At 73.6% G+C, this 24,155-nt stretch carries 21 protein-coding genes; 13 read left to right on the top strand and 8 right to left on the bottom strand.

All coding sequences use genetic code 11. The annotated features are described in order from the left end of the window. Positions 1-61 precede the first annotated feature (61 nt). Genes pelF through IPT68_RS10245 form a run of 4 tightly spaced genes read left to right on the top strand, consistent with a single transcriptional unit; the run spans position 62 to position 4,546 of the window. The gene (pelF, locus tag IPT68_RS10260; protein WP_189696960.1) at positions 62-1,609 is read left to right on the top strand and encodes a GT4 family glycosyltransferase PelF; all 1,548 of its coding nucleotides are present in this window, start codon (positions 62-64) and stop codon (positions 1,607-1,609) included. After that, positions 1,603-3,120, top strand: a complete 1,518-nt coding sequence (locus IPT68_RS10255) for a hypothetical protein (protein ID WP_228040348.1) — start codon at positions 1,603-1,605, stop codon at positions 3,118-3,120. Before pelF ends, IPT68_RS10255 begins: the two co-directional genes overlap by 7 nt. Continuing rightward, positions 3,117-3,764: a spherulation-specific family 4 protein gene (locus IPT68_RS10250; protein WP_189696961.1), complete on the top strand. Its 648-nt coding sequence runs from the start codon at positions 3,117-3,119 to the stop codon at positions 3,762-3,764. Before IPT68_RS10255 ends, IPT68_RS10250 begins: the two co-directional genes overlap by 4 nt. Next, the gene (locus tag IPT68_RS10245; RefSeq protein WP_189696962.1) at positions 3,725-4,546 is read left to right on the top strand and encodes an endo alpha-1,4 polygalactosaminidase; all 822 of its coding nucleotides are present in this window, start codon (positions 3,725-3,727) and stop codon (positions 4,544-4,546) included. Before IPT68_RS10250 ends, IPT68_RS10245 begins: the two co-directional genes overlap by 40 nt. A 6-nt stretch (positions 4,547-4,552) precedes the next feature. On the opposite strand, the gene IPT68_RS10240 is transcribed toward IPT68_RS10245, so the two are convergent. Beyond that, positions 4,553-5,335, bottom strand: a complete 783-nt coding sequence (locus IPT68_RS10240) for an adenosylcobinamide-GDP ribazoletransferase (RefSeq protein ID WP_194074073.1) — start codon at positions 5,333-5,335, stop codon at positions 4,553-4,555. Positions 5,336-5,397: 62 nt separating this feature from the next. Here IPT68_RS10240 and IPT68_RS10235 point away from each other — a divergent pair, with 62 nt between their 5' ends. Continuing rightward, positions 5,398-6,162 carry a hypothetical protein gene (locus IPT68_RS10235; protein ID WP_189696964.1) on the top strand — a complete coding sequence of 255 codons (765 nt, stop codon included), beginning with the start codon at positions 5,398-5,400 and terminating at the stop codon, positions 6,160-6,162. Between the two features lie 513 nt (positions 6,163-6,675). Here the strand turns inward: IPT68_RS10235 and cobT are convergent. Next, entirely contained in the window at positions 6,676-7,758 is a 1,083-nt protein-coding gene (gene cobT, locus IPT68_RS10230) for a nicotinate-nucleotide--dimethylbenzimidazole phosphoribosyltransferase (protein WP_189696965.1), read from the bottom strand. A gap of 161 nt (positions 7,759-7,919) precedes the next feature. Here cobT and IPT68_RS10225 point away from each other — a divergent pair, with 161 nt between their 5' ends. Next, positions 7,920-9,008: a class I SAM-dependent methyltransferase gene (locus IPT68_RS10225; RefSeq protein ID WP_189696966.1), complete on the top strand. Its 1,089-nt coding sequence runs from the start codon at positions 7,920-7,922 to the stop codon at positions 9,006-9,008. Between the two features lie 119 nt (positions 9,009-9,127). On the opposite strand, the gene IPT68_RS10220 is transcribed toward IPT68_RS10225, so the two are convergent. Further along, positions 9,128-10,336 (bottom strand): bifunctional adenosylcobinamide kinase/adenosylcobinamide-phosphate guanylyltransferase, encoded by a 1,209-nt coding sequence (locus IPT68_RS10220; RefSeq protein WP_189696967.1) that lies wholly within the window; start codon positions 10,334-10,336, stop codon positions 9,128-9,130. Positions 10,337-10,622: 286 nt separating this feature from the next. Here IPT68_RS10220 and IPT68_RS10215 point away from each other — a divergent pair, with 286 nt between their 5' ends. Further along, complete coding sequence (locus IPT68_RS10215) at positions 10,623-10,835, top strand: hypothetical protein (protein ID WP_189697081.1); 213 nt, start codon at positions 10,623-10,625, stop codon at positions 10,833-10,835. 160 nt (positions 10,836-10,995) lie between these two features. Here the strand turns inward: IPT68_RS10215 and IPT68_RS10210 are convergent, their stop codons facing one another. The 3 genes from IPT68_RS10210 to IPT68_RS10200 form a co-directional block, all read right to left on the bottom strand. Beyond that, positions 10,996-12,063, bottom strand: coding sequence for a S1C family serine protease (locus tag IPT68_RS10210; protein ID WP_189696968.1), 1,068 nt, complete (start codon positions 12,061-12,063; stop codon positions 10,996-10,998). Between the two features lie 57 nt (positions 12,064-12,120). Next, positions 12,121-12,822: a class I SAM-dependent methyltransferase gene (locus IPT68_RS10205; RefSeq protein WP_189697082.1), complete on the bottom strand. Its 702-nt coding sequence runs from the start codon at positions 12,820-12,822 to the stop codon at positions 12,121-12,123. 83 nt (positions 12,823-12,905) lie between these two features. Further along, complete coding sequence (locus tag IPT68_RS10200; protein WP_189697083.1) at positions 12,906-13,583, bottom strand: DUF3043 domain-containing protein; 678 nt, start codon at positions 13,581-13,583, stop codon at positions 12,906-12,908. A 242-nt stretch (positions 13,584-13,825) separates the two neighbouring features. On the opposite strand from IPT68_RS10200, the gene IPT68_RS10195 reads away from it, so the two are divergent. The 5 genes from IPT68_RS10195 (at position 13,826) to IPT68_RS10175 (ending at position 20,138) form a co-directional block, all read left to right on the top strand. After that, on the top strand, positions 13,826-14,599 hold the full coding sequence (locus IPT68_RS10195; protein WP_229818349.1) for a PspA/IM30 family protein: 774 nt from the start codon (positions 13,826-13,828) through the stop codon (positions 14,597-14,599). A gap of 19 nt (positions 14,600-14,618) precedes the next feature. Then, complete coding sequence (gene pspAA, locus IPT68_RS10190; RefSeq protein ID WP_189696970.1) at positions 14,619-14,900, top strand: PspA-associated protein PspAA; 282 nt, start codon at positions 14,619-14,621, stop codon at positions 14,898-14,900. 65 nt (positions 14,901-14,965) lie between these two features. Beyond that, on the top strand, positions 14,966-16,186 hold the full coding sequence (locus IPT68_RS10185; protein ID WP_189696971.1) for a sensor histidine kinase: 1,221 nt from the start codon (positions 14,966-14,968) through the stop codon (positions 16,184-16,186). Beyond that, the gene (locus tag IPT68_RS10180; RefSeq protein WP_189696972.1) at positions 16,183-16,869 is read left to right on the top strand and encodes a response regulator; all 687 of its coding nucleotides are present in this window, start codon (positions 16,183-16,185) and stop codon (positions 16,867-16,869) included. The genes IPT68_RS10185 and IPT68_RS10180 overlap by 4 nt, the downstream gene beginning before the upstream one ends. A gap of 155 nt (positions 16,870-17,024) precedes the next feature. Then, positions 17,025-20,138 carry an efflux RND transporter permease subunit gene (locus IPT68_RS10175; protein WP_189696973.1) on the top strand — a complete coding sequence of 1,038 codons (3,114 nt, stop codon included), beginning with the start codon at positions 17,025-17,027 and terminating at the stop codon, positions 20,136-20,138. 63 nt (positions 20,139-20,201) lie between these two features. Here IPT68_RS10175 and nadA read toward each other — a convergent pair whose 3' ends face one another. Beyond that, entirely contained in the window at positions 20,202-21,386 is a 1,185-nt protein-coding gene (gene nadA / locus IPT68_RS10170; protein WP_189696974.1) for a quinolinate synthase NadA, read from the bottom strand. Between the two features lie 342 nt (positions 21,387-21,728). On the opposite strand from nadA, the gene IPT68_RS10165 reads away from it, so the two are divergent. Beyond that, positions 21,729-22,085 (top strand): HesB/IscA family protein, encoded by a 357-nt coding sequence (locus IPT68_RS10165; protein ID WP_189696975.1) that lies wholly within the window; start codon positions 21,729-21,731, stop codon positions 22,083-22,085. A gap of 72 nt (positions 22,086-22,157) precedes the next feature. Here IPT68_RS10165 and IPT68_RS10160 read toward each other — a convergent pair whose 3' ends face one another. After that, positions 22,158-24,116 (bottom strand): hypothetical protein, encoded by a 1,959-nt coding sequence (locus IPT68_RS10160; RefSeq protein ID WP_228040344.1) that lies wholly within the window; start codon positions 24,114-24,116, stop codon positions 22,158-22,160. Positions 24,117-24,155 lie beyond the last annotated feature (39 nt).

Below are 24,155 nucleotides of genomic sequence, written 5' to 3'. Positions count from 1 at the left end.
GGGCAGCAGTTCCCCGCACATCCCCGCACGTCATCCGCACACAGGGGGGATTCGCGCAGCCATGCGCACCGGCCGTCACGTCACCATGCTCACCGAAGGCACCTATCCACATGTCCACGGCGGCGTCAGCACCTGGTGCGACCAGCTGGTGAAGGGCATGCCGGAGGTCGACTTCCACGTCGTCTCGCTCACCGGCAGCGGCCGCGAACCCGTCACCTGGGAGCTGCCGCCCAACGTCCGCCGGCACACCACGGTGCCGACCTGGGGCCCACGCCCGGGCCACCGGCGGGCGCCGTACGGCAGGGCCCGGCGCCGCTTCATCGACGCCTACGAACGTTTCCTGCTGTCGTTCCTCGACCCCGAGGCGCGCTGCGACTTCGGCGAGGCGCTCCACGAGTTCGCGCGACTGGCCCGCGACGGACGGCTGTCGGCGGCGCTGCGCACGGAGTCGGCGCTGCGGTCGCTGATGTGGATCTGGACGATGCCGCATCTGCCGACGGCAGCGGCCGGGCCGACGGTCCACGACGCCCTGACCGCGACGGACCTGCTGGAGCACGCGCTGCGCCCGCTGGGGGTGCGGATCGCCGAGCACAGCGTCGCCCACGCGGTGAGCAGCGGTCTGGCCACGCTCCCCGCCCTCGCCGCGCGCCGGCTGGACGGTGTGCCCTTTCTCCTCACCGAGCACGGCATCTACCTGCGCGAACGCTATCTCGGCCACCGCCGCGACGCCCAGCGCTGGCCGGTGAAGGCCTTCATGCTCGGCTTCTACCGTGCCCTGAACTCGCACGGCTATCGCGCGGCCGACCTGATCACCCCGTGCAACCAGTACAACCGCCGCTGGGAGGAGCGCGGCGGCGCCGAGGCCGACAGGATCCGCACGGTCTACAACGGCGTCGACCCGGCCGCCTTCCCGCACGCCGGCCCGGAACCCGACGTCCCCACCCTCACCTGGTGCGGCCGCGTCGACCCCATCAAGGACCTGGAGACCCTTCTGCGCGCCTACGCGATGGTCCGCGCCGAGCTCCCCGAGACCCGGCTGCGCCTGTTCGGCCCCGTCCCGCCCGGCGGCGAGGCCTACCGCACCCGCCTGGAGAAGCTCGCCGCCGAGCTCGGCGTCACCGACGGCCTCACCTTCGAGGGCCGTGTCAGCGAGGTCTGGCGCGCCTACGCCGCCGGTCACCTCGTGATGCTGTCGTCCATCTCGGAGGGCTTCCCGTTCTCCCTCATCGAGGCCATGTCCTGCGGCCGTACGACGATCTCGACGGACGTCGGGGGAGTGCGCGAGGCCGTCGGCGACACCGGGCTGGTCGTCCCGCCGCGCGAACCGGAGAAGATGGCGGCGGCGGCGCTGACGCTGCTGAAGGACGACGAACGGCGGCTGCGGCTGGCCGAGTCGTCCCGTCAGCGGGTCATCGACCGCTTCACGCTCCGCCGCTGCGTGGACAACTTCCGCACCATCTACCAGGAACTCGCCGGTCAGGCCGAGGTCTACGAGCCCACGCTCGAGACCGTCACCGACTGGACCGCCGAACTGCGCGACCCCTGGTACGCGTCCACCGCGCTATGGGGGTCCCCCCGGACGACGTCTGAGGGAGGAACCGGATGGTGAGCGAAGGCATCCGGCTGCCTCCGGCCGCCCGCCCCGAGGCCCTGCCCGCGGCCCCGCGCCTGCCCGCGGCCCCCGGCTGGGCGCGGCCCGACCCGGTCGACGAACTCGCCGAGCGCCTCGATGACTTCGTGGCAGCCGCCGTCCACCCCGACGAGATAGCCGCGCTGCTGGAGTCCGACGGCCTGTCCGACGCCCGGATACGCGAGCGGTACGGCGTGCAGAACTCCTTCGCCCTCGCCGAGGAGCTCTACGAACGCGTCGGCCGCCGCTACCCCGAACCCGACGGCCCCGTCCACGACCCCTGGCAGGCCGGGCTCCTCGGCTGCCTGCTGCGCGGCGTGGTCTTCGCCCTCCCGGGCCTCGCCTACGTCCTCGGCGCCCCGCTGCTCGCGGGCCCGAGCGGCGACGTCGGCCTCCCGGCCGGCGCGATCCCGCTGCTCGGGTGTGCCCTGACCGGCTGGGCCTGGAACCAGGCGCTCGCCCACCGCGCGTACTCCTGGCTGGGCCTCGGCGACCTCTCCGCCGCCCGCCGCTGCCTGCTCGTCGGCGCCCCGCTCGGCGCCCTGCTCGGCACCCTCACCGCCCTGGCCGTCGCGGGCGGCGCCGAGCCGGCCGTCGTGGCCTTCGCCGCCGGACAGTCCTGCTACCTGGGCGCTTCCACCGCGCTGCTGGTCCTCGGCCGTGAACGCGCCCTGCTCGGCGCGCTGCTGCCGATGGCGGCGGGCGCGGTGGCGGCCGCGCCGACGGACGCACCGGAAGCGGCCCGCGTCACCCTGCTGCTGGGCTCACTGGCGGCGGTCGTGGCCGTCGCCCTGCGGGAAGTGGCGCCCGCGGCGAAGGAGTTGGGCGAGGGCAGCTGGACGGCGGGGCTGACGGCGCTGCTGCCGTTCGGGGCGCTGGGCGCCCCGCCGCGCCGCACGAGCGGTCCCCGCCTCGCCGCCTCCCTCCCGTACGCCCTCTTCGGGCTGGCGGGCGGTGTCCTGGTGCTGCACGCCGCGCTCGGCGACGTGCTCACCGGACAGGAGCGGAGCGCGTTCGCCGCGCCCGCCGCCGTCGCGCTCACGCTCAGCATGGGCCCCGCCGAATGGCTGCTGCACCGTTTCCGCAGCGGCAGCCTGGCCGGGCTGCGCTCCACCAGCACGCCCCGCGCCTTCCGGCGGGCCACCGCCCGCACCGTCGTGCGGTGCCTCACCGGCTACCTCGCCGCCCTGCTCGCCCTCGCGTCGGCCACCGCCGCGCTGTGGCCGCACACCCCGTTCCCCGGCGGCGTCCGCCTGGCGGGGCTGCTGCTGCTCGGCGTGGTGCTGTGGACGGGCCTGCTCCTGCAGTCGTTCGGCGCGGTGCTCGGCGCCGCGGCGATCTGCGGCGCCGCCGCCCTCGCGCAGACGCTGGCCCTCGTCACCCACACCGGTGCCCCGCACCTGGCCGGCCCGACGGTGTACGGCTGCGCGGCGGCCGCCCAGGCCGCCCTCGTCTGCGGCCTGCTGGGAAGGGCCACCGCCCACCGATGAGCAGCCTGCTGGTCCCCTACTACGAGCACCCGGCCGTGCGCCCCGCCGAATGGGAGGCGATCGTCGCCGCCGCGCCCCGCCTCCACGGCGTCGTCCTCAACCCCGCCAGCGGCCCCGGCGACCGCCCCGACGAGGCCTTCGCCCAGGTCGCCGCCCGCCTCCGCGCGGCCGGCGTCCGGGTGCTCGGCTACGTCGACACCGCCTACGGCCACCGCCCCCACGCCGACGTGGTCCAGGACCTGACCCGGCACCGCGAGTGGTACGGCACGGACGGCGCGTTCCTCGACCAGGCCGCCGCGGAACCGGAGCGGTTCGGCCACTACCGGCGGCTGGCCACCGCCGCCCGGGGCGCCGGCTGCGACACCCTCGTCCTCAACCACGGCACCCCGCCGCACCCCTCGTACGCCCGAGTCGCCGACGTGCTGGTCACCTTCGAGGGCGACTGGACGACGTACCGAGACCTGCCCCCGCGTCCCTGGCGCGGCGCCGGCGCGTATCTGTGCCACCTGGTGTACGGCGTCCCGAACGGCGTCGATCCGGCGGCGCTGGCCCGCGCGCGGGGAGCGGCCGTGCACTGCGCGGTGCCCGGAACGGGAGATCATCCATGGGGAACGTTGCCGCACACGCTGGAGCCCGCCCGGTGAGACGCCCGACCCTGCTTCTCGTCCTGCTGTTGCTGCTCGCCGGGTGCACGGCGCAACCGGACCCGGATCGGAGGCCGTCGGACGGCAAGTGGCAGCCGCGACCGGGCATCGCGTGGCAGTGGCAGCTGCGCGGCCGCGTCGACACCTCCGTCGACGCCCCCGTCTACGACGTCGACGGCTTCGACACCTCCGCGGCGACGGTCGCGGAACTGCACGACAAGGGCCGCAAGGTCATCTGCTACCTGTCCACCGGCGCCTTCGAGGACTGGCGGCCGGACGCGGCCGGGTTCCCGGAGTCGGTCCTCGGCGAGGGCAACGGCTGGGAGGGCGAGCGCTGGCTCGACATCCGCCGGACCGACGTCCTTCAGCCGTTGATGGCGGCCCGCATGGACATGTGCCGCGACAAGGGCTTCGACGCGGTCGAGCCGGACAACATGGACGGCTACCGGAACCGCACCGGCTTCCCCCTGACGGCCGCCGACCAGCTCCGCTACAACCGCCTGATCGCCGCGCTGGCACACGAACGCGGCATGGCCGTCGGCCTGAAGAACGACCTCGACCAGATCCCCGAGCTGGTCGCCGACTTCGACTTCGCGGTCAACGAGCAGTGCGCCCAGTACGGCGAGTGCGCCGCGCTCACCCCCTTCGTGGCGGCGGGCAAGGCGGTCTTCCACGCCGAGTACGAGCTGCCCACCGGCCGCTTCTGCGCCGAGTCGCGCCGGCTCGGGCTGAGCTCGCTGCTGAAGAAGTACGACCTGGGGGTCTGGCGCCGGACCTGCTGAGGCGTCTCACCCCAGGGCGAGCACCAGCAGCACCGTCGTCGCCGCCGTCTCGGCGAGGGCGCCGAACACATCGCCGGTGACCCCGCCGAACCGGCGCACGCAGTGCCGCAGCAGCACCTCGGCGACGACGGCGCAGGCGGCCACCGCGAGGGCGGTGCGCAGCACGTCGTACGGCCCGAGGAGCGCCCCGCCGGCCGCGGTGGCCGCCGTCACCACGACGACGGCGGCCGCCGCTGCGCGGACCGGGACGACCCCCGCGACGGCCGCCCCCAGGCCTTCCGGCCGGGCGGCCGGCACCCCGGCGCGGGCGGCCAGCGTCAGCGCCAGCCGGGCGGCACCGGCCGCGACGACGGCGGCGAGCGCCCCGCGGGTCCAGGAGCCGTCGTACAGCTGCGTCAGGGCGGCCACCTGGGTCAGCAGCACGAAGACCAGGGTGAGCACGCCGAACGGGCCGATGTCGGACTGCTTCATGATGCGCAGCGCGTCCTCGGCGGGCTTGCCGCTGCCCAGCCCGTCCGCCGTGTCGGCCAGGCCGTCCAGGTGCAGGCCGCGCGTGAGGACGGCGGGGACGGCGGCGGTGCCGACGGCGGCGAGCAGGGGGCTCGCGCCGAGGAGGAGCAGCAGCAGACCGGCGCCGGCCGCGCAGAGGCCGACGACGAGTCCGGCGAGGGGAGCGCAGAGCATCCCGGCGCGCGCGGTCTCCCGGTCCCAGCGGGTCACCCGTACCGGCAGGACGGTGAGGGTGCCGAAGGCGAAACGGAGGCCGTGGGCGGACGGGATCAGGGGCATCCCGGCAGGGTACGCGACCGCTCACGGAGCGCTTCACCGCGATCCTGGGCACACTGGGACGCATGGGGAACTGGCTGGAACGCAACATCGTCGAGCCCGGCAAGCTTCCCCTGCTGCTCGCCCTCACCGCCTTCGTGCTGACCTTCCTGATCACCCGGCTGATCACCCGCACGATCCGGGCGGGCAGGGGCCCCTTCCGCAACGTCGAGACGGGCGGCGTGCACGTCCACCACGTGGTGCCCGGCGTCGTCCTCACCCTGATCGGGGGTTTTGGTGCGGTGGCCGGCGGCCGGTACGGCTTCGGGTCCTGCATCGCGGCCGTGGTCTTCGGGATCGGCGCGGGCCTGGTGCTGGACGAGTTCGCCCTGATCCTGCATCTGGCCGACGTGTACTGGACCGAGGCGGGCCGCAAGAGCGTGGAGGCGGTGGTGCTCACCGCCGCGCTGGTCGGCCTGTGGGTGGCCGGTTTCTCGCCGTTCGGCGTCAACGACCTCGACCGGGACGAGTTGCAGGGCCGGGGTTCGGTCATCTCCACGGTCGCCGTGAACTTCGTCCTGTCGCTCGTCGCCCTCGCCAAGGGCAAGGCCCGCGTGGCGATCCTCGGCGTGATCGTCCCGTTCATCGCCCTGTTCGGCGCGATCCGGCTGGCCCGCCCCGGCTCGCCGTGGGCGAAACGCCTCTACCGCCGCCGCCCCCGCGCCCGCGCGAAGGCGCGGCTGCGCGCCTACCACCACGACCGCCGCTGGCTGGGTCCCACCCGCCGGTTCCACGACTGGCTCGGCGGTGCCCCCGACGCGAACCCGCCCCGTGCCCTGCAGAGCCACTGACCCGCCCCGCACGCCGGAGACCTCCGACGACAGCCGGCCCCGCCCTCCGCCGCAACGGCGCGGGGCCATGAGGGCGTGGTCCGGCGGTGTCGCGGGGGCGGACGCGCTTGCCACCGCGCCGGCGCTCGACGGCGAGGGCGCGATGCCGGACCGGCCGCCCGCCCCTGCGTGCCCTTGCCGCCGCGTCCGCGCCCGGCGGTGAGGGCGTGGTCGGGCGGTGCCGTGGGGGCGGGTGTCCTTGCCGCCGTGACGGCGCTCGGCGGCGAAGGGTGGTCCGGCGGTGCGGTCCGTCCGGCTGTCCCCTGACACGCTTCCTCGCCGCGTCCGCGCCCGGCGGTGAGGGCGTGGTCGGGCGGTGTCGTGGGGTCGGGTGTCCTTGCCGCCGTGACGGCGCTCGGCGGCGAAGGGTGGTCCGGCGGTGCGGTCCGTCCGGCTGTCCCCTGACACGCTTCCTCGCCGCGTCCGCGCCCGGCGGCGAGGGCGTGGTCCGGCGGTGCCGACCGGTCGGCTGCTCTACTCGGCGTCCGGTTCCTCGGTCGGGTTCTTCTTCTCCGGGCGCTCCGGCAGTTCCGCCGCCAGGGCCGCCGCGGCCTGTACCAGGGGCAGCGCCAACAGGCCTCCCGCGCCCTCCCCGGTCGACAGCCCGTGGTCGAGCAGCGGCTCCAGCGCCATCCGGTCCAGCGCCTTGGCCTGCCCCGGCTCGCCGCTGTTGTGCCCGGCCAGCCACCAGTCCGGCGCCCGGAACGCGATCCGCTGCGCCACCAGCGCGCACGCGGCGCCCACCACGCCGTCCAGGATCACCGGGGTCTTGCGCACGGCGCATTGGAGCAGGAACCCGGTCATCGCCGCGACATCGGCCCCGCCGACGGCCGCCAGCAGCTGCAACTGGTCCCCGAGCACCGGCCGCGCCCGCCGCAACGCGTCCCGGATCGCCGCGCACTTGCGCATCCACACCAGGTCGTCGATCGCGAGCCCGCCCCGCCCGGTCACCACGGAGGCGTCGGTCCCGCACAGCGCCGCGACCAGCACCCCGGCCACCGTGGTCCCGCCGACGCTCACATCGCCGAGCACCACCAGGTCCGTACCGGCGTCGGCCTCCTCGTCGGCCACCGCGACGCCGGCCCGGAACGCCGCCTCGGCCTCCTCGGCCGTCAGCGCGTCCTCGATGTCGATCCGCCCGCTGCCGCGCCGTACCCGGTACTTGGAGACGTCCTCGGGCAGCGTCCGCGGATCGCAGTCCAGCGCCATGTCCACGACCCGCACCGGCACGCCGAGCCGCCGGGCGAGCACGGACACCGGCCGGCCGCCCTCCAGCACCTCCCGCACCAGCTCCACGGCGCTCCCCGCGGGCCGCGCCGACACCCCCAGCTCCGCCACACCGTGGTCACCGGCGAACAGCACCACCCGCGGCCGATCCACCGGCCGCACCGGCACGGCACCCTGCGCCGCCGCCAGCCACTCACCCAGGTCGTCGAGCCGCCCCAGCGTACCGGGCGGCACGATCTGACGCTCCCGGCGGGCCTCCGCGTCGCGGCGCACCCCGCCGTCGGGGCGCTCGATCAGATCGGTGAAGTCGTCGAGATTAAGCGAGCTCATTCGCCGAACAGTACCGGCCCCGATCGAACAGAACCGCGCCACATGGCCACCCCGACCCCCTCACGTCGTTGCACCCAAGATCGCGATCCCATACGTTCCGTTTTGCAGCGGATTGTCGTACGTCCCTCCCCGCCCTGTCCGTCGCGCCCCGGGAGCCGCCCATGTCGTCGTCCGCCCCCCTCTCCGCACCGGCGATCGACCTGCGCCGCGCCACGTACCTCGCCGAACTCGCCCAGGGCACCGAGCGTCTCCAGGCGTCCCGCCGGGAGAGCTGCCCCTGGTGCGGCGGGCAGCGCCTGCGCGTCCGCCTCACGGCGCCCGACGTCATCCAGCGCAAGCCGGGCACGTTCACCCTCGAGGAGTGCGAGGACTGCGCCCACGTCTTCCAGAACCCCGGCCTGACGCCCGAGGGCGCGGCGTTCTACCACCGGGACCGGGACCTGTACGAGCGCCCGCCGTCCCGGCGCCGCCACCGGGAGCGGATCCGGGCGATGCTGCACATCCCGGAACCGGAGAGCTGGCTCGACGTGGGCACGGGCGACGCCGACTTCCCGGCCACCGCGCGGGAGTTCTTCCCGTACACCTCCTTCGACGGCACCGACCCCACCCCCCGCGTCCTGCGCGCCCGCGCGACGGAACGCGTGGAGGAGGCGTACGTCGGGCACCTCATCACGCCCGGGCTGCCGGCCCGCCTGCGCGGCCGCTACGACGTGGTGAGCGTCTTCCACCAGTTCGAACTGTCCCCGTCCCCCCGCGAGGAGCTCCGGGCGGCGATCGCGGCCCTGCGCCCCGGCGGCCACCTCGTCCTCGAACTGACCGATCCGCGCAGCGCCTTCGCCGCGCTCCTGGGCAAGTGGTGGCCCGGCCAGGCACAACCGCGCCAGATCCACCTGCTGCCGCTGCCCAACGTCCACCAGGCCCTGGAGTCCCACAACTGCACGATCCTCACCACGGACGCGTGCGCCCCGCACACCCCCACCGACCTCGCCACGGCGACGACCAGAGCCCTCTCCCACGTCATCCCCGCCCCCGACACCCCCTGGCGGACCACCCGGCCCACCGTCCTGCAGCACACCACGCGCGCCGTCCTGACGGCGGCGACGGCCCCGCTCCGCCTGGCGGCGACAGCCGCGGACCACACCCTGGCCCCCCTGATCCGCCGCAGCTCCTTCTCCAACGCCTACCGGGTGATCGCCCGCAAGAACCCCCTGCGGCAGACGGGGGAACCGGGGCCGGCGGCTGTCCGGTGACGCGCACGCCGCGCCGGACTGGCCGCCGCCTGGGAGGTGACGGCCGCCTCAGCGGTCGGTGGAGACGCAGGCGTGCATGACCCTCGTCCGCGGCACTCGGCGCCCGGCGGCGGCCCGCCTCACCCCCGCAGCACCAGGGCCTGGCCCGCCACGACCAGCAGCACGTGCTCGCACTCGGCCGCGAACGCCGCGTTCAGACGCCCGAGTTCGTCCCGGTACCGGCGCCCGGACGCCGTGGCCGGGACGATGCCCGAGCCCACCTCGTTCGACACGGCGACCACCACCCGCCGCGTGCCGCGCACGGCCTCCGCCAGCGAGCGCACCCGCTCGCGCAGCGCCTTCTCACCGCCGTCGGCCCACTCCGCGTCGTCCCACGCGTCGACGGAGTCCATCGCGTCCGTCAGCCACAGCGACAGACAGTCGATCAGCAGCGGCGGCCCGTCCTCCCCGAGCAGCGGCACCAGGTCGCACGTCTCCACCGTGCGCCACGACCCCGGCCGCCGCTCCCGGTGCGCGGCCACCCGCTCGGCCCACTCGCCGTCCCCGTTGCGGGTGCCGCCCGTCGCGACGTACAGCACGTCGGGGAACGCCTGCAGCCGCCGCTCCGCCTCCACCGACTTGCCCGACCGCGCACCCCCCAGCACCAGCGTCCGCCGCGGCACGTCGGGCACCTCCTCGTACGCCCCGACCGCCAGGGTCGTTCCGTCCGGCACCGCCCGCGCCCCCGCCGCGGCGAGCCGCCGCCGCAACTCCGGTCCCGGCGGCACGTCGTGGTCCAGGTGGACGGCGAGAACGTCCGTCGTGGGCCCGACCGCCCCCACCGACCGCAGCCGCGCCAGCGCGTCCGGCCGCCCCACGACGTCCGCGAGCACCATGTCGTACGGCCCCGCCGCCACGCCCCCCTCCTCCAGCCCGGCCGGCGCACACCCCGGCGGCAGGTACAGCAACCGCTGCCCGTCCGGCCCGGTCATGGCGTACCCCGTGCCCGGCGAGTCCATCGCCAGCGCCCGCACCCGATGCCCCGTCAGCAGCGCCAACTCCCGTCCGTCGGGCACCCGCCCCGGCTGCGGCAGCCCGGCCGGCACCTCCAGCGGCGGCCCGTTGTGGGGGTGCGACAGCAGCACCTGGCGCACCCCCGCCAGGGACCGTCCCGCCCGTGCCGCCGCGAACGCCGCCCCGGGCGTCAGGTCGAGCAGCAGCGCGCCGTCCACCAGCACGGCCGTGGCCGCCCGGGCGTCCGCGCCCAGCGCGGTCGCGCACGCCGCGCACGGACAGTCGGAGCGGGGGAGTCCCGCGGGGGCGCCGGTGCCGAGCAGAGTCAGTTCCACGATCCGATTTTCGCCGGTCACTGCCCGCCATGCGCGTCCGGGCCACCCCGACAGGCGTGGCGAACCGCTCGTCCCGCGCGTCCGCGACGCCCTCACGGGCAGGGGCCGTGGCCGTACCCGGCCCGCCACCGGCCTCCGGGCCCGCGGGGCGAAACGAGCGGCACTCGGGGTCCGACCGATCACCCGCGGTCTGATGACGGCTCACCCGGCGGACCGCATAGGCTCGGCACGGGAACCGGACCTGGATCCGGTCCGCTCTGCAGGTGCCGACAGCTGGGAGGCGTACATGGTGGCATGGACGTGGCGGTTCGAGACGGCCGACGGGACGGAGGTCCAGCCGGCGGTGCAGCCCGAGGAGTTCACCACGCAGGGGGACGCCGAGTCCTGGCTCGGGGAGCACTGGAAGGAACTGCTCGCCGGCGGCGCGGACCAGGTACGGCTGTTCGAGGACACCACCGAGATCTACGGGCCGATGAGCCTGCACGCGGACCAGGGCTGAGGGGCGGGGCGGCCACGCCGGCCGCCCTTCTCACCGCTCGTCCGGCGGCCGTTGACGGGGTCCGCGGTCGTCCGGCGCCCCGTGGACGGGTGCGCCATCGCCGGTCGGGCGCCCCGTGGACGGGTCCGCCGCGGCCGGCCCGGTGCCCCGTCGGCGGTCTCTACTGCTCGCCCAGCGTCACGTCCACGGTCCGCTCCTTGCCGTCGCGCGTGAACGTCACCGTCGTCCGGTCGCCCGGCCCCAGCGCGGCCAGCGCCTCGGCGAGCGAGGTGATGGAGGTGATGTCCGTGTCACCCAACCCGGTGATGACGTCGCCGGGCTCGATCCCGGCCTCGGCCGCCGCCCCGCCGGCGCGCACCTCGGCGACGGCCACCCCGGCGGGCCGGTAGTCGTCGTCGACGACGGTGCGGCCCGTGATGCCGAGCGCCGCCCGCCCCGAGTCGGTGACCCGGCCGTCCCGCACGATCTGGTCGGCGATGGTCCGCACCGTCGACGCCGGGATCGCGAACCCGATGCCGGGCGCCGCGCCCTCCCCGAGGCCGGGGTCGGTCGCGCCCAGCGTCGGGATGCCGACGACCTGCCCGTCCAGGTCGACCAGCGCGCCCCCGCTGTTGCCGGGGTTGATCGCCGCCGACGTCTGCACCATGTTGGCGATCGTCGCCCCCGTACCGCCGTCCTCGCTGTCGCCGGACGACGTGACGGTCCGCCCGGTCGCCGACACGATCCCCTGCGTCACGCTCGACGACAGCCCGAGGGGCGATCCCATTGCCAGCACGATCTGCCCCACCTCGACCTTCGAGGAGTCCCCGAACGTCGCCGGCCGCAGCCCCTCGGGGGGCCGATCCAGCTGCAGCACGGCCAGGTCCTGCTCGGGGTAGGAGAAGACGAGCCGGGCGTCGATCTCCTCCTCGCTGTTGGCCGTCGTCACCTGCAACCGTCGCTGTTCACCGACGACGTGCGCGTTCGTGACGATGTGGCCCTTGTCGTCGTACACGACCCCGGAGCCGAGGGCGTTGCGGGCCTGGACCTGGACGACCGACGGCAGCACGTCCTTGATCACGCGCTGGTAGTCGTTCTGCAGGTCGTTCGCCGCCACCGGCACCCCGGCCTGTTCCGTCGTCCGCTCGGTCCGCTGCGCCGATCCGCCGGAGGTGCAGCCGCAGACGAGGACGAGGCAGCACGACAGACCCGCGACGAGGCGCGGCGCCCGAAGAGGGTGAGCTTCCATGACCCGAGTCTGGCTTCCGGGTCGTGTCCCGGGCCCGCGCTGTACGCCCGAACGGGCTCAGCCGCGCACCCCGCACAGGTGCAGCATCGCCGCGACCCCCCGGTACGGGTCCGTCCGCCCGGCCCGCTCCTCCACCGCCAGCAGCGTCTCCACGTCGGCCGGCACCTCGGCGCCGTCCGCCGCCGTGTCCGTGAAGACCCGCACCCCGTACCAGACGTGCAGCGGCGCCCCGATCCCGGCGAGGGTGGCCGTCAGCGCGCCGAGCCGGTCGGCCCGGACGTCGAGACCGAGCCGGTTGCGGTACGCGGTGGTGTCGAAGGCGGCGAGCGCCGTGTCCCAGTCGCCGGACAGCCCCGGCCGGATCGCCAGCGCGTCACCGTTGCGCACCAGCAGCGACAGCAGCCCGCCCGGCGCCAGCATCCGTGCCAGCCCCGCGAGCAGCGGATCGGGGTCGTCGACGTACATGAGCACGCCATGACAGAGCACGACGTCGAAGCCGCCGGGCAGGAAGTGGACCCCCGTGTCCCGGCCGTCCCCCTCGATGAGCCGCACCCGCTCCCGGATGCCCTCCGGCTCCACCGCCAGCGCCGACCGTGCCGCGGCGAGCATGGTGGCGTCCTTCTCTATGCCGGTCACCTGGTGCCCGGCGCGGGCCAGCCGCAGCGCCTGCGTGCCCTGGCCCATCCCCACGTCGAGCACCCGCAGCCGCTGCCCGACGGGGAACCGCCCGGCTATCTGCTCGTCGAGCTGCCGGGCCACCAGCTCCTGCCGCACGACGTCACGCAGCCCGCCGAGCCCGCTCAGCCAGGCGTCCGCCGCGTCCCCGGAGAACGACGTCGCGCTCAGGGCCGCTCTCCGCGCTTGACCTGCGGCTTGGGCAGCCGGAGTCGGCGCATCTGGAGGGAGCGCATCAGCGCGTAGGCGACCGCGCCGCGCCTGTTCTCGTCGGGGAAGCGCTCGGCCAGCCGCTTCTTCAGCCGGAACCCGGTGACGAACGAGTCCAGGACGATGAGCACGATCACCACCAGCCACAGCAGCAGCGCGATGCTCTGCAGCTGCGGCACCCGCACCATGCTCAGCACGAGGATGACCACGGCCATCGGCAGGAAGTACTCCGCGATGTTGAACCGCGAGTCGACGAAGTCGCGGGCGAACCGGCGCACCGGACCCTTGTCGCGTGCCGGCAGGTACCGCTCGTCACCGCCGGCCAGCGCCTGGCGCTGCCGCTCCATTGCGGCACGGCGCTCCTCACGCTGCCGCTTGGCGGCCTCCTTGCGCGTCATCGACGTGTTGGCGACGCTGCGGCGCTGGGACTGGGCCGCACTGCGCTTGGGCGTCGGACGGCCCTTGGGGGCCTGGGGGTCACGGGGCTGCTTGGAGTCGGTCAGCGACGCCTTGCCGGCGACGGCGGCCTTCTCTTCCTTGGCACGGCTACGGAACACAAAACCCAAGGGTACGGGGTCCAGGGGTATGGACCCCAGTCCCGCGGGGAACGATCCCGCAACACCGGTCGTCTGTATGGGGACAGAGGGGACGATGTGTACGCCCTCGGATCCTAGGTGGTCCCCGGGGCATCCCCGGGGACCACCTACTCCCTACGCCGGAGCAGGAGCGCACGCAGTCGTCCTTGGGGATGAGCGCATCCGTCCCCGAACAGTGCGGTAATGGAAGCAGGGCCCGTACTGTGGGTTCTGTCGCAGAGCTGGAGCTGGAGTCCGTCAGAAGGGGGCGCGCGAAGCCCATGAGCGGTGTCATGAAGCGTATGGGGATGATCTTCCGCGCGAAGGCGAACAAGGCCCTTGACCGGGCCGAGGACCCGCGCGAGACCCTCGATTACTCGTACCAGAAGCAGCTGGAGCTGCTCCAGAAGGTCCGCCGCGGCGTCGCCGACGTGGCCACCTCGCGCAAGCGCCTGGAACTCCAGTTGAACCAGCTGCAGACCCAGTCGACCAAGCTGGAGGACCAGGGCCGCAAGGCGCTCGCGCTGGGCCGTGAGGACCTGGCCCGCGAGGCGCTCTCGCGCCGGGCCGCCCTCCAGCAGCAGGTGACGGACCTGGAGACCCAGCACGCGACACTCCAGGGCGAGGAGGAGAAGCTCACCCTGGCCGCCCAGCGCCTCCAGGCCAAGGTCGACGCCTTCCGCACCAAGAAGGAGACGATCAAGGCGACGTACACGGCGGCCCAGGCGCAGACCCGCATCGGCGAGGCCTTCACCGGCATCTCCGAGGAGATGGGCGACGTCGGGCTGGCCATCCAGCGGGCCGAGGACAAGACGGCCCAGCTCCAGGCCCGGGCCGGCGCGATCGACGAACTGCTCGCCTCCGGCGCCCTCGACGACCCCACCGGCATGGCCAAGGACGACATCCAGGCCGAGCTGGACCGCCTCTCCGGCGGCACGGACGTGGAGCTGGAGCTGCAGCGGATGAAGGCGGAGCTGGCCGGAGGCACGAGCGGCCAGCAGGCCATCGAGGGCGGCAAGGAGCAGTCCCGCTCCGAGCAGCAGCCGCAGGACACCCCGCGCTTCGACAAGCAGTAGTCACCCACCGGAGGGCGACATGATCGTACGGATCATGGGGGAGGGCCAGGTGAGGCTGTCCGACAGCCGCCTCACCGAGCTGGACAAGCTGGACGACGAGCTCCTGGCGGAGATGGAGAACGGCGACGGTCCCGGCTTTCGCCGTACCCTCCACGCCCTCCTCACCAGGGTCCGCGAACTGGGCGAGCCGCTCCCCGACGACTCCCTGGAGCCCTCGGACCTGATCCTCCCGTCCCCGGACGCGACCCTGGAAGAGGTGCAGGCGCTGCTGAGCGACGACGGACTGATCTCCGGGGGCTGACGAACACCGGGGCGGACGGTCGGCCCCGTTCCGAGCCCCCCGAGGTACCCGTACCGTAAACAGCCGTGAGCACCCTCGAAAGGGCCCGGCGGCAGCTGAAGGCCCACCCCACGGCGCTGGACGCGGCGCTGGCGGCCGGCGTACTGGCCTGCATGGTGGCGGGTTCCTTTGTGGACCCGCACGGCAAACACGGCGTCAACTGGGCGCTGCGCACCCCGGACGTCCTCAGCCTCGTCCTGATGGTGCTCGGCGCCGCCGCCCTGGTGTTCCGCCGCCGCGCCCCCATGAGGGTCCTGGGCCTCACCGGCACCCTTTCCGTCGTCGAGTTCGTCACCGGCGACCCCAGGGCGCCGGTCGCCATGGCGGCCGTGGTCGCCCTCTACACCGTGGCCGCCACCACCGACCGCTCCACCACCTGGCGCGTCGGCCTGCTCACCATGACGCTGCTGACCGGCGCCGCCATGCTCGCCGGCCCACTGCCCTGGTACGCCCAGGAGAACCTCGCGGTCTTCGCCTGGAGCGGCATGGCCGCGGCCGGCGGCGACGCGGTCCGCAGCCGCCGGGACTTCGTGCAGGCCATCCGCGAACGCGCCGAGAAGGCCGAGCGGACCCGCGAGGAGGAGGCCCGCCGCCGGGTCGCCGAGGAACGCCTGCGCATCGCCCGCGACCTGCACGACGTGGTCGCCCACCACATCGCCCTGGTGAACGTGCAGGCCGGGGTGGCCGCGCACGTCATGGACAAGCGGCCCGACCAGGCCAAGGAGGCCCTCGCCCACGTGCGCGAGGCCAGCCGCTCCGCGCTCAACGAGCTGCGCGCCACCGTCGGGCTGCTGCGCCAGTCCGACGACCCCGAGGCCCCGACCGAACCCGCTCCGGGGCTGGAGCGCCTGGACGAACTCGTCGGCACCTTCCGCAACGCCGGCCTGCACGTCGAGGTCGCCCGCGCCGACCACGGCACCGTCCTCCCCGCCGCCGTCGACCTGGCCGGGTACCGGGTCATCCAGGAAGCCCTCACCAACGTCCAGAAGCACGCCGGTACGGCGGCGAAGGCCGAGGTCAGCGTCGTACGCGTGGGCCCGAACATCGAGATCACCGTCCTCGACAACGGCTCCGGCGAGGACGACGGCCCCTTCACCGGCGGCGGTCACGGACTGCTCGGCATGCGCGAACGCGTCACCGCCCTGCGCGGCACCCTCACCACCGGTCCCCGCTACGGCGGCGGCTTCCGCGTACATGCGATCCTGCCGGTCAAAACCCGCACCGCCCCAGCGAAGGACCCCGTATGACGATCCGTGTCCTGCTCGCCGACGACCAGGCGCTGCTGCGCAGCGCCTTCCGGGTGCTCGTCGACTCCGAGCCCGACATGGAGGTGGTGGGGGAGGCGTCCGACGGTGCGGAGGCGGTCCGGCTGGCGAAGGAGCAGCGCGCCGACGTGGTCCTCATGGACATCCGGATGCCCGGCACCGACGGCCTCGCCGCCACCCGCATGATCAGCTCCGACCCGGGCCTCGCCCACGTCCGGATCGTCATCCTGACCACCTTCGAGGTCGACGACTACGTGGTGCGGTCGCTGCGCGCGGGCGCCTCCGGTTTCCTCGGCAAGGGCTCCGAGCCGGAGGAGCTGCTCGCCGCCATCCGGGTCGCGGCCGGCGGCGAGGCACTGCTCTCCCCGGCCGCCACCAAGGGGCTGATCGCCCGCTTTCTCGCGCAGGGCGGCGACGTCCGCGACAGCGAGCACGACGCCGCCCGCTCCGAACGCCTGGACGCGCTCACCGGGCGGGAGCGCGAGGTGCTGGTGCAGGTGGCGGGCGGGCACTCCAACGACGAGATCGCCGAGCGTCTCGAGGTCAGTCCGCTGACGGTGAAGACGCACGTCAACCGGGCCATGGCCAAGCTGGGGGCGCGCGACCGGGCGCAACTGGTCGTGATCGCGTACGAGTCGGGGCTGGTACGTCCGAGGGTGGACTGACCCCGTCCCGCCGTACTGCGGCCGGAGTATGCGCCGGATAAGGAAATGGACCCAGGGGCGACGGATCGCCGGGCGGCGATGGCTCAGGGTGGAGGCAGGGGCGCTCACATGTGCCCCCCGCTCCTGCTCAGGCCACAGAAGAGAGACGCTGACCCATGTCCTGGCTGTCGAGATTCAGCCTCGCGCAACGGGCCCTGATAGGGCTGATGTCGATCGTCGCGCTCGCCTTCGGTGCGATCGCGATCCCACAGCTCAAGCAGCAACTGCTGCCCACCATCGAACTGCCCGTGGTGTCGGTGCTCGCGCCGTACCAGGGTGCGTCCCCGGACGTGGTCGAGAAGCAGGTCGTCGAGCCCCTCGAGGACAGCCTCGCAGCCGTCGACGGCATCACCGGCGTCACCTCCACGGCGAGCGAGGGCAACGCCGTGATCATGGCGTCCTTCGACTACGGCAACAACACCGACCAGCTCGTCGCCGACGTCCAGCAGGCCGTCAACCGGGCCCGCGTGCAGCTCCCGGACGACGTCGACCCGCAGGTCATCGCCGGCTCCACGGACGACATCCCGACCGTCGTGCTCGCCGTCACCTCCGACGAGGACCAGCAGGCGCTGGCCGACCGGCTGGACCGCACCGTGGTACCGGCCCTGGAGGACATCGACGGCGTCGGCCAGGTGACGGTCGACGGCGTGCGCGACCTCCAGGTCGCCGTCACCCCGGACGACCGCAGGATGGCCCGGGCCGGCCTCACCGTCCAGAGCCTCGTCCAGGCGCTCCAGGCGGGCGGTGCCACCGTCCCGGCCGGTTCCTTCGACGAGGACGGCAGCAACCGCACCGTGCAGGTCGGCGGCGCCCTCACCTCGCTGCAGCAGATCGAGGACCTGATGGTCACCGGCGAGGGCGCCGACAGGCCCGTGCGCCTGGGCACCGTCGCCGAGGTGACCGAGGCACAGGCCAAGACCGACTCCCTCACCCGCACCAACGGCAGGCCCAGCCTCGCCGTCGCCGTCACCATGGACCGTGACGGCAGCGCGGTCGCGATCTCCAAGGAGGTCGAGGACAAACTGCCCGGCATGCGCGCCGACCTCGGCTCCGGCGCCACCGTCACGGTCGTCAGCGACCAGGGCCCGGCGGTGTCCAAGTCCATCGACGGCCTGACCATGGAGGGCGCGCTGGGCCTGGTCTTCGCGGTCCTGGTGATCCTCGTCTTCCTCGCGTCGATCCGCTCCACGCTGGTCACCGCCGTGAGCATTCCGCTCTCCGTCGTGCTCGCCCTGATCGTGCTGTGGACGCGGGACCTGTCGCTGAACATGCTCACGCTGGGCGCCCTGACCATCGCCATCGGCCGCGTCGTCGACGACTCGATCGTGGTGCTCGAGAACATCAAGCGGCACCTCGGCTACGGCGAGGAGCGCCAACCGGCGATCCTCGACGCCGTCCGCGAGGTGGCCGGCGCGGTGACCTCCTCGACGCTCACCACGGTCGCGGTGTTCCTGCCGATCGGCCTGGTGGGCGGCATGGTGGGCGAGCTGTTCGGCGCGTTCTCGCTGACCGTCACCGCCGCCCTGCTGGCCTCGCTGCTCGTCTCGCTGACCGTCGTGCCGGTGCTGTCGTACTGGTTCCTGCGCGCCCCCAAGGGCACCCCCGAGGACGCCGAGGAGGCGCGCCGGCTGGCAGAGGAGAAGGAGGCCAGGAGCCGGCTCCAGCGGTTCTACGTGCCGGTCCTGCGCTTCGCCACCCGGCGCCGCCTGACGAGCGTGGCCATCGCGGTCGTCGTCCTGATCGGCACCTTCGGCATGGCGCCGCTGCTGAAGACCAACTTCTTCGACCCGGGCGAGCAGACCGTCCTCACCGTCAAGCAGGAGCTGAAGCCAGGAACGAGCCTCGCCGCGACCGACGTCCAGGCGAAGAAGGTCGAGAAGCTGCTCGCCGGCACCGAGGGCGTCAAGGACTACCAGGTGACGGTCGGCTCGTCCGGCTTCATGGCCGCCTTCGGCGGCGGCACCGACACCAACCAGGCCTCGTACTCGGTGATGCTGGAGGACTCGGCGTCGTCCGCGGACGTCCAGGACCGCATCGACGCGGGTCTGAAGAAGCTCGACGGCATCGGCACCACCACCGTCTCGGTCGGTGACGGCTTCGGCAGCCAGGACCTCAGCGTGGTCGTGAAGGCGGCCGACGCGGACGTGCTGCGCCGGTCCGCCGAGCAGGTCCGCAAGACGGTGGCGGGTCTGGACGACGTCACGGACGTCACCAGCGACCTGTCGCAGAGCGTCCCGCGGATCTCCGTGACGGCCAAGCCCTCGGCGGCCGCCGCCGGTTTCGACGAGCAGACGCTCGGCGCGGCCGTGGCCCAGGCGGTGCGCGGCACCACGGCGGGCAAGGCGACGCTGGACGACACCGAGCGCGACATCGTCATCACGTCCGCGGAGCCGGCCGACACCATCGCCGAGCTGCGCAGGCTCCCGCTGGGCCCGGTGCGGCTCGGTGACATCGCGACCGTGAAGGAGGTGGCCGGGCCGGTTTCCATGACCCGGATCGACGGTCAGCGCGCGGCGACCATCACCGCGAGGCCCACCGGCGACAACACGGGCGCCGTCAGCACCGAGCTCCAGTCGAAGATCGACGCCCTGGACCTCCCGGAGGGCGCCACCGCCCGGATCGGCGGCGTCTCCGAGGACCAGGACGAGGCCTTCGCCAACCTGGGCCTGGCGATGCTGGCGGCCATCGCGATCGTCTTCATGCTGCTGGTCGCGACCTTCCGCTCGCTGGTCCAGCCGCTGATCCTGCTGGTATCCATCCCGTTCGCCGCGACGGGCGCGATCGGCCTGCTGATCGCGACCGGCACCCCGATGGGCGTGCCCGCGATGATCGGCATGCTGATGCTGATCGGCATCGTGGTGACCAACGCGATCGTGCTGATCGACCTCATCAACCAGTACCGCAAGCAGGGTTACGGCGTCGTGGAGGCCGTGGTCGAGGGCGGCCGTCTCCGGCTCCGTCCGATCCTGATGACCGCCCTGGCGACCATCTTCGCCCTGCTGCCGATGGCGCTGGGCATCACCGGCGAGGGCGGCTTCATCGCCCAGCCGCTGGCGGTGGTCGTGATCGGCGGTCTGATCACCTCGACGCTGCTGACCCTGCTCCTGGTCCCGACGCTCTACGCCATGGTGGAGCTCCGCAAGGAGCGCCGGGCGACGAAGCGGGCGGCGAAGCGGCAGGCGAAGGCGGACACCCCGGCGGAGCCGAAGCCGGAGCCGGCGCAGGTCTGACCGCATGACGAAGGGGGCCGCACCTGTGAGGTGCGGCCCCCTTCACGCGTGTGCGCGCGGCGGCTACGGCAGCGCCAGCATCCGCTCCAGCGCCAGCTTCGCGAACGCCTCCGTCTCCTGGTCGACCTCGATGCGGTTGACCAGATTGCCCTCGGCCAGGGACTCCAGGGCCCAGACCAGGTGGGGGAGGTCGATGCGGTTCATGGTCGAGCAGAAGCAGACCGTGCGGTCCAGGAAGACGATCTCCTTGCCCTCGGGCGCGAAACGATTCGCCAGACGGCGGACCAGGTTCAGCTCCGTGCCGATGGCCCACTTGGAGCCGGCGGGGGCGGCCTCCAGGGTCTTGATGATGTACTCCGTCGAGCCGACATAGTCCGCGGCCGACACCACCTCGTGCTTGCACTCGGGGTGGACCAGCACATTGACGCCGGGGATGCGCTCGCGCACCTCGTTGACCGAGTCGAGGGTGAAACGGCCGTGCACCGAGCAGTGGCCGCGCCACAGGATCATCTTGGCGGCCCGCAGCTGGTCGGCGGTCAGGCCGCCGTTCGGTTTGTGCGGGTTGTAGACGACGCAGTCGTCCAGGGACATGCCCATGTCCCGCACCGCGGTGTTGCGGCCGAGGTGCTGGTCGGGCAGGAACAGCACCTTCTCGCCCTGCTCGAACGCCCACTCCAGGGCCCGCTTGGCGTTGGACGAGGTGCAGATGGTGCCGCCGTGCTTGCCGGTGAAGGCCTTGATGTCGGCGGAGGAGTTCATGTACGAGACGGGCACGACCTGCTCGGCGATCCCGGCCTCGGTCAGCACGTCCCAGCACTCGGCGACCTGCTCGGCGGTCGCCATGTCGGCCATCGAGCAGCCGGCGGCGAGGTCCGGCAGCACGACCTTCTGGTCGTCGGACGTCAGGATGTCCGCGGACTCCGCCATGAAGTGCACGCCGCAGAAGACGATGTACTCGGCCTCGGGCCGCGCGGCGGCGTCCCTGGCCAGTTTGAAGGAGTCGCCCGTGACGTCCGCGAACTGGATGACCTCGTCGCGCTGGTAGTGGTGGCCGAGCACGAACACCTTGTCGCCCAGCTTCTCCTTGGCCGCGCGGGCGCGCTCGACCAGGTCCGGGTCGGACGGCGAGGGCAGGTCGCCGGGACACTCGACGCCGCGCTCGCTCTTCGGGTCGGCCTCACGGCCGAGCAGCAGCAGGGCGAGGGGCGTCGGCTGTACGTCGAGCTCCTGGGTCTGGGCGGTGGTCACGACACGCACCCTTTCTGTTCTGCGGCTCGCCGACCCGGGGGACCGGATCGGCGGGACATGCGGGACACCTTTGCGACTTCTCGTCTAAATGACGCTATCTATCATAACCGCTTCACGTCAGTTTGACGATGGCCATAGTGTCGATGTGACGTGAATTCCGACACCTTCCCGTCCCATGGCGATGTCGGCTTGTCCACAGGCCGCTGTGCGCTCGCCGGGGCATGTGCGAGCATGAAGAGGACGCCAAGGAGAAAACAAACGGGCCCGCCCCGGAATGAATCCGCGGCCCCGCCGGTTGCAACCGTCGGCAAGCAGTCTCCGTACAACCCGGGAGAGATGTAGATGTCCGTATCGGACGAGACCACCACCGTCACCGACGGCATCATCCTGACCGACGCCGCCGCGTCCAAGGTCAAGGCGCTGCTCGACCAGGAAGGCCGTGACGACCTCGCGCTGCGCGTCGCCGTCCAGCCCGGCGGCTGCTCCGGCCTGCGCTACCAGCTGTTCTTCGACGAGCGCTCCCTCGACGGCGACGTGCAGAAGGACTTCGGCGGTGTCAAGGTCGTCACCGACCGGATGAGCGCCCCGTACCTGGGCGGCGCCACCATCGACTTCGTGGACACCATCGAGAAGCAGGGCTTCACGATCGACAACCCGAACGCGACGGGTTCCTGCGCCTGCGGCGACTCCTTCAACTGAGCGGCCCCACACGGCGAAGTGAAGGCGGCGGCCCCCTTTTGGGGGTCGCCGCCTTCGTGCTGTGCGCGACGGCTACCGGGGCAGCCGCGCCCCCGGCTTCTCCAGGGGAACGGCCTTGCCGTCCGAGCCGATCACCTTCCGGTCGCCGAGCGGCTCGTCCAGGTGCACGGTCCGGTGGTGGACCTTGGCGATCAGGATGCAGACCTTGTCCTCCCACGGCCGCTCGGTCACCGTCACGGTCACCGTGCCCGGGCCCTCGACCGCCTCGGCCTCGTAGTCGGCGCACACCCCGCCGGTGAAGCTCACCGTCAGCTCCCGCCCCTCGGCGGTGTAGCCCTCCACCCGGACGTCCCGGGTGCGCGGCGCGTCCCCCGGAACGGACGGACGCGGACTGGGCTGCCCGGACGGGGCCGGGCTCAGGTACTCCGGGTCGATCGCCGGATACGGCACCGTGTGACTGTCCCGCGCACCCGGCGCCCGCACCTCGAACAGCCACGACGGCACCAACGCCGGCCGGGCTTCCACCGAGTGCGCGGCCAGCCCGAACACCGCGTCCTCGACGGCGATCCGCTGCCGCTCGTGAGTGGCCGGCGTGTCCGCGCAGGGCGCCGCGGGCCGGTCGTTTTCGAGCGGCACGGGGTCGGCGCAGCCGCCGATGCCGGGGCGCGGGGCGGGTCCCTGCGCCGCGTTCATCAGCTCCAGCGTCCGCTCCGCGCTCAGCACGGGGTAGGTCGCCCCCTTCACCGGCGTCGTCAACTGGCCACTCGCGGCGACCACCTCGCCCTGGGCGCCGACCGTGACGCCGGTCGGCCGGCCGTACGTCGGCAGCCCGCCGACCACGGGATCGGCGTTCACCACCCGCTGGGCGCCCATGACCTGGCCGGCGTCCACCTTGGCGGAGTCCTGGCCGACCGCTTTCAGGATCGGCGCGGCCGCCTTCCTCGCCGTCTCCTCGCCGACCGGGTCGTCCGAACCGGCGGAGGGGGTCTTGGAGCACACGGTGACGCTCTGGCAGTTGTCGGTGCCGGGGGCGTACCGGTGGAAGGTCCAGGTGCCGGGCGGCTGCCGGTTCACCGTCAGGGCGGGGCCCTGACCGTCCCGGTCCCCGATCCGCCAGGCCTGCCCCGCGGCGACCGGCGTGCCCGTGAGGCCGAGCGCCTGCGCGAGCCTCACCACGTCCTGCTCGGTGACCTCGCCCTTCGGCCAGTGCACGGCCGCCGAGCGCGGGCCGTCCGGGAGGGCGCCGTCGGCCTGGTAGGTGACGCCGTTGGGGTCGGGTTCGCCGGGGGCGATGCCGTTCGGGGCGCCGGAGGAGTAGCCGTCCAGGGTGAGCGGAGGGGGTGTGCCGTTCCCGGCCGGGGCTCCGGAGCCCGTACCGCCGCCGGAGCCCCCGGCCGAGGCCGCGAGCCAGGCTCCGCCGCCTCCGACCAGCAGAACGGCGGCGGCGACGGAGGCGACGATGACGGGGGTGCGGCGGCGGGAGGAACGGGGGACGTCGCGATCCTCGCCCCGCCCTGCACGGCTGACGTCCTGACCGACACCGTGCGGCTCGGCTCCGTCCGGCTCACGGGCGCCCTGCGCCGCGGGCCCGGCGCCGTGCCGGCCGGAGGTGACGTTCGGCTCCACGGCACCGGCACTGTGCTCGTCAGGGGCGGCACCCCGCTCGGCGGATTCGGCAGCCTGCTCGTCCCGTGCGGCGCCGGCCTCTCCGGGGGCCGCAGCCTGCTCGTCCCGGGCGGCGCCGGCCTCTCCGGGGGCCGCAGCCTGCTCGTCCCGGGCGGCGCCGGCCTCTCCGGGGGCCGCAGCCTGCTCGTCCCGGGCGGCGCCGGCCTCTCCGGGAGCCGCAGCCTGCTCGTCCCGGGCGGCGCCGGCCTCTCCGGGAGCCGCAGCCTGCTCGGCACCAGCCGCACCCTGCGCGTCCGTCGAGTCCTGCGGGGAGGTCCGCGTGCCGTCCCGCGTCTCGTCGTCCGGCTCGGCGGCGCCGGTCCCGCCCGCGACTCCGTCGTCGTTGTCGGGTCGCTCGGTGTTCACCGCATCGCTCCTTCGGCTGCACAGCTCACGCTGGTGGGT

Source organism: Streptomyces chromofuscus (assembly GCF_015160875.1).
Classification (GTDB): domain Bacteria; phylum Actinomycetota; class Actinomycetes; order Streptomycetales; family Streptomycetaceae; genus Streptomyces; species Streptomyces chromofuscus.
The sequence above is the reverse complement of the archived record's forward strand: the minus strand, read 5'-3'. Positions and strand labels throughout refer to the sequence as shown.

Bases quoted from the DNA above. Each gene is read 5' to 3' on its own strand.
- pelF (WP_189696960.1), top strand. From the start codon at position 62: ATGCGCACCGGCCGTCACGTCACCATGCTCACCGAAGGCACCTATCCA.
- IPT68_RS10255 (WP_228040348.1), top strand. From the start codon at position 1,603: ATGGTGAGCGAAGGCATCCGGCTGCCTCCGGCCGCCCGCCCCGAGGCC.
- IPT68_RS10250 (WP_189696961.1), top strand. From the start codon at position 3,117: ATGAGCAGCCTGCTGGTCCCCTACTACGAGCACCCGGCCGTGCGCCCC.
- IPT68_RS10245 (WP_189696962.1), top strand. From the start codon at position 3,725: ATGGGGAACGTTGCCGCACACGCTGGAGCCCGCCCGGTGAGACGCCCG.
- IPT68_RS10240 (WP_194074073.1), bottom strand. From the start codon at position 5,335: ATGCCCCTGATCCCGTCCGCCCACGGCCTCCGTTTCGCCTTCGGCACC.
- IPT68_RS10235 (WP_189696964.1), top strand. From the start codon at position 5,398: ATGGGGAACTGGCTGGAACGCAACATCGTCGAGCCCGGCAAGCTTCCC.
- cobT (WP_189696965.1), bottom strand. From the start codon at position 7,758: ATGAGCTCGCTTAATCTCGACGACTTCACCGATCTGATCGAGCGCCCC.
- IPT68_RS10225 (WP_189696966.1), top strand. From the start codon at position 7,920: ATGTCGTCGTCCGCCCCCCTCTCCGCACCGGCGATCGACCTGCGCCGC.
- IPT68_RS10215 (WP_189697081.1), top strand. From the start codon at position 10,623: ATGGTGGCATGGACGTGGCGGTTCGAGACGGCCGACGGGACGGAGGTC.
- IPT68_RS10210 (WP_189696968.1), bottom strand. From the start codon at position 12,063: ATGGAAGCTCACCCTCTTCGGGCGCCGCGCCTCGTCGCGGGTCTGTCG.
- IPT68_RS10195 (WP_229818349.1), top strand. From the start codon at position 13,826: ATGGGGATGATCTTCCGCGCGAAGGCGAACAAGGCCCTTGACCGGGCC.
- pspAA (WP_189696970.1), top strand. From the start codon at position 14,619: ATGATCGTACGGATCATGGGGGAGGGCCAGGTGAGGCTGTCCGACAGC.
- IPT68_RS10180 (WP_189696972.1), top strand. From the start codon at position 16,183: ATGACGATCCGTGTCCTGCTCGCCGACGACCAGGCGCTGCTGCGCAGC.
- IPT68_RS10175 (WP_189696973.1), top strand. From the start codon at position 17,025: ATGTCCTGGCTGTCGAGATTCAGCCTCGCGCAACGGGCCCTGATAGGG.
- IPT68_RS10165 (WP_189696975.1), top strand. From the start codon at position 21,729: ATGTCCGTATCGGACGAGACCACCACCGTCACCGACGGCATCATCCTG.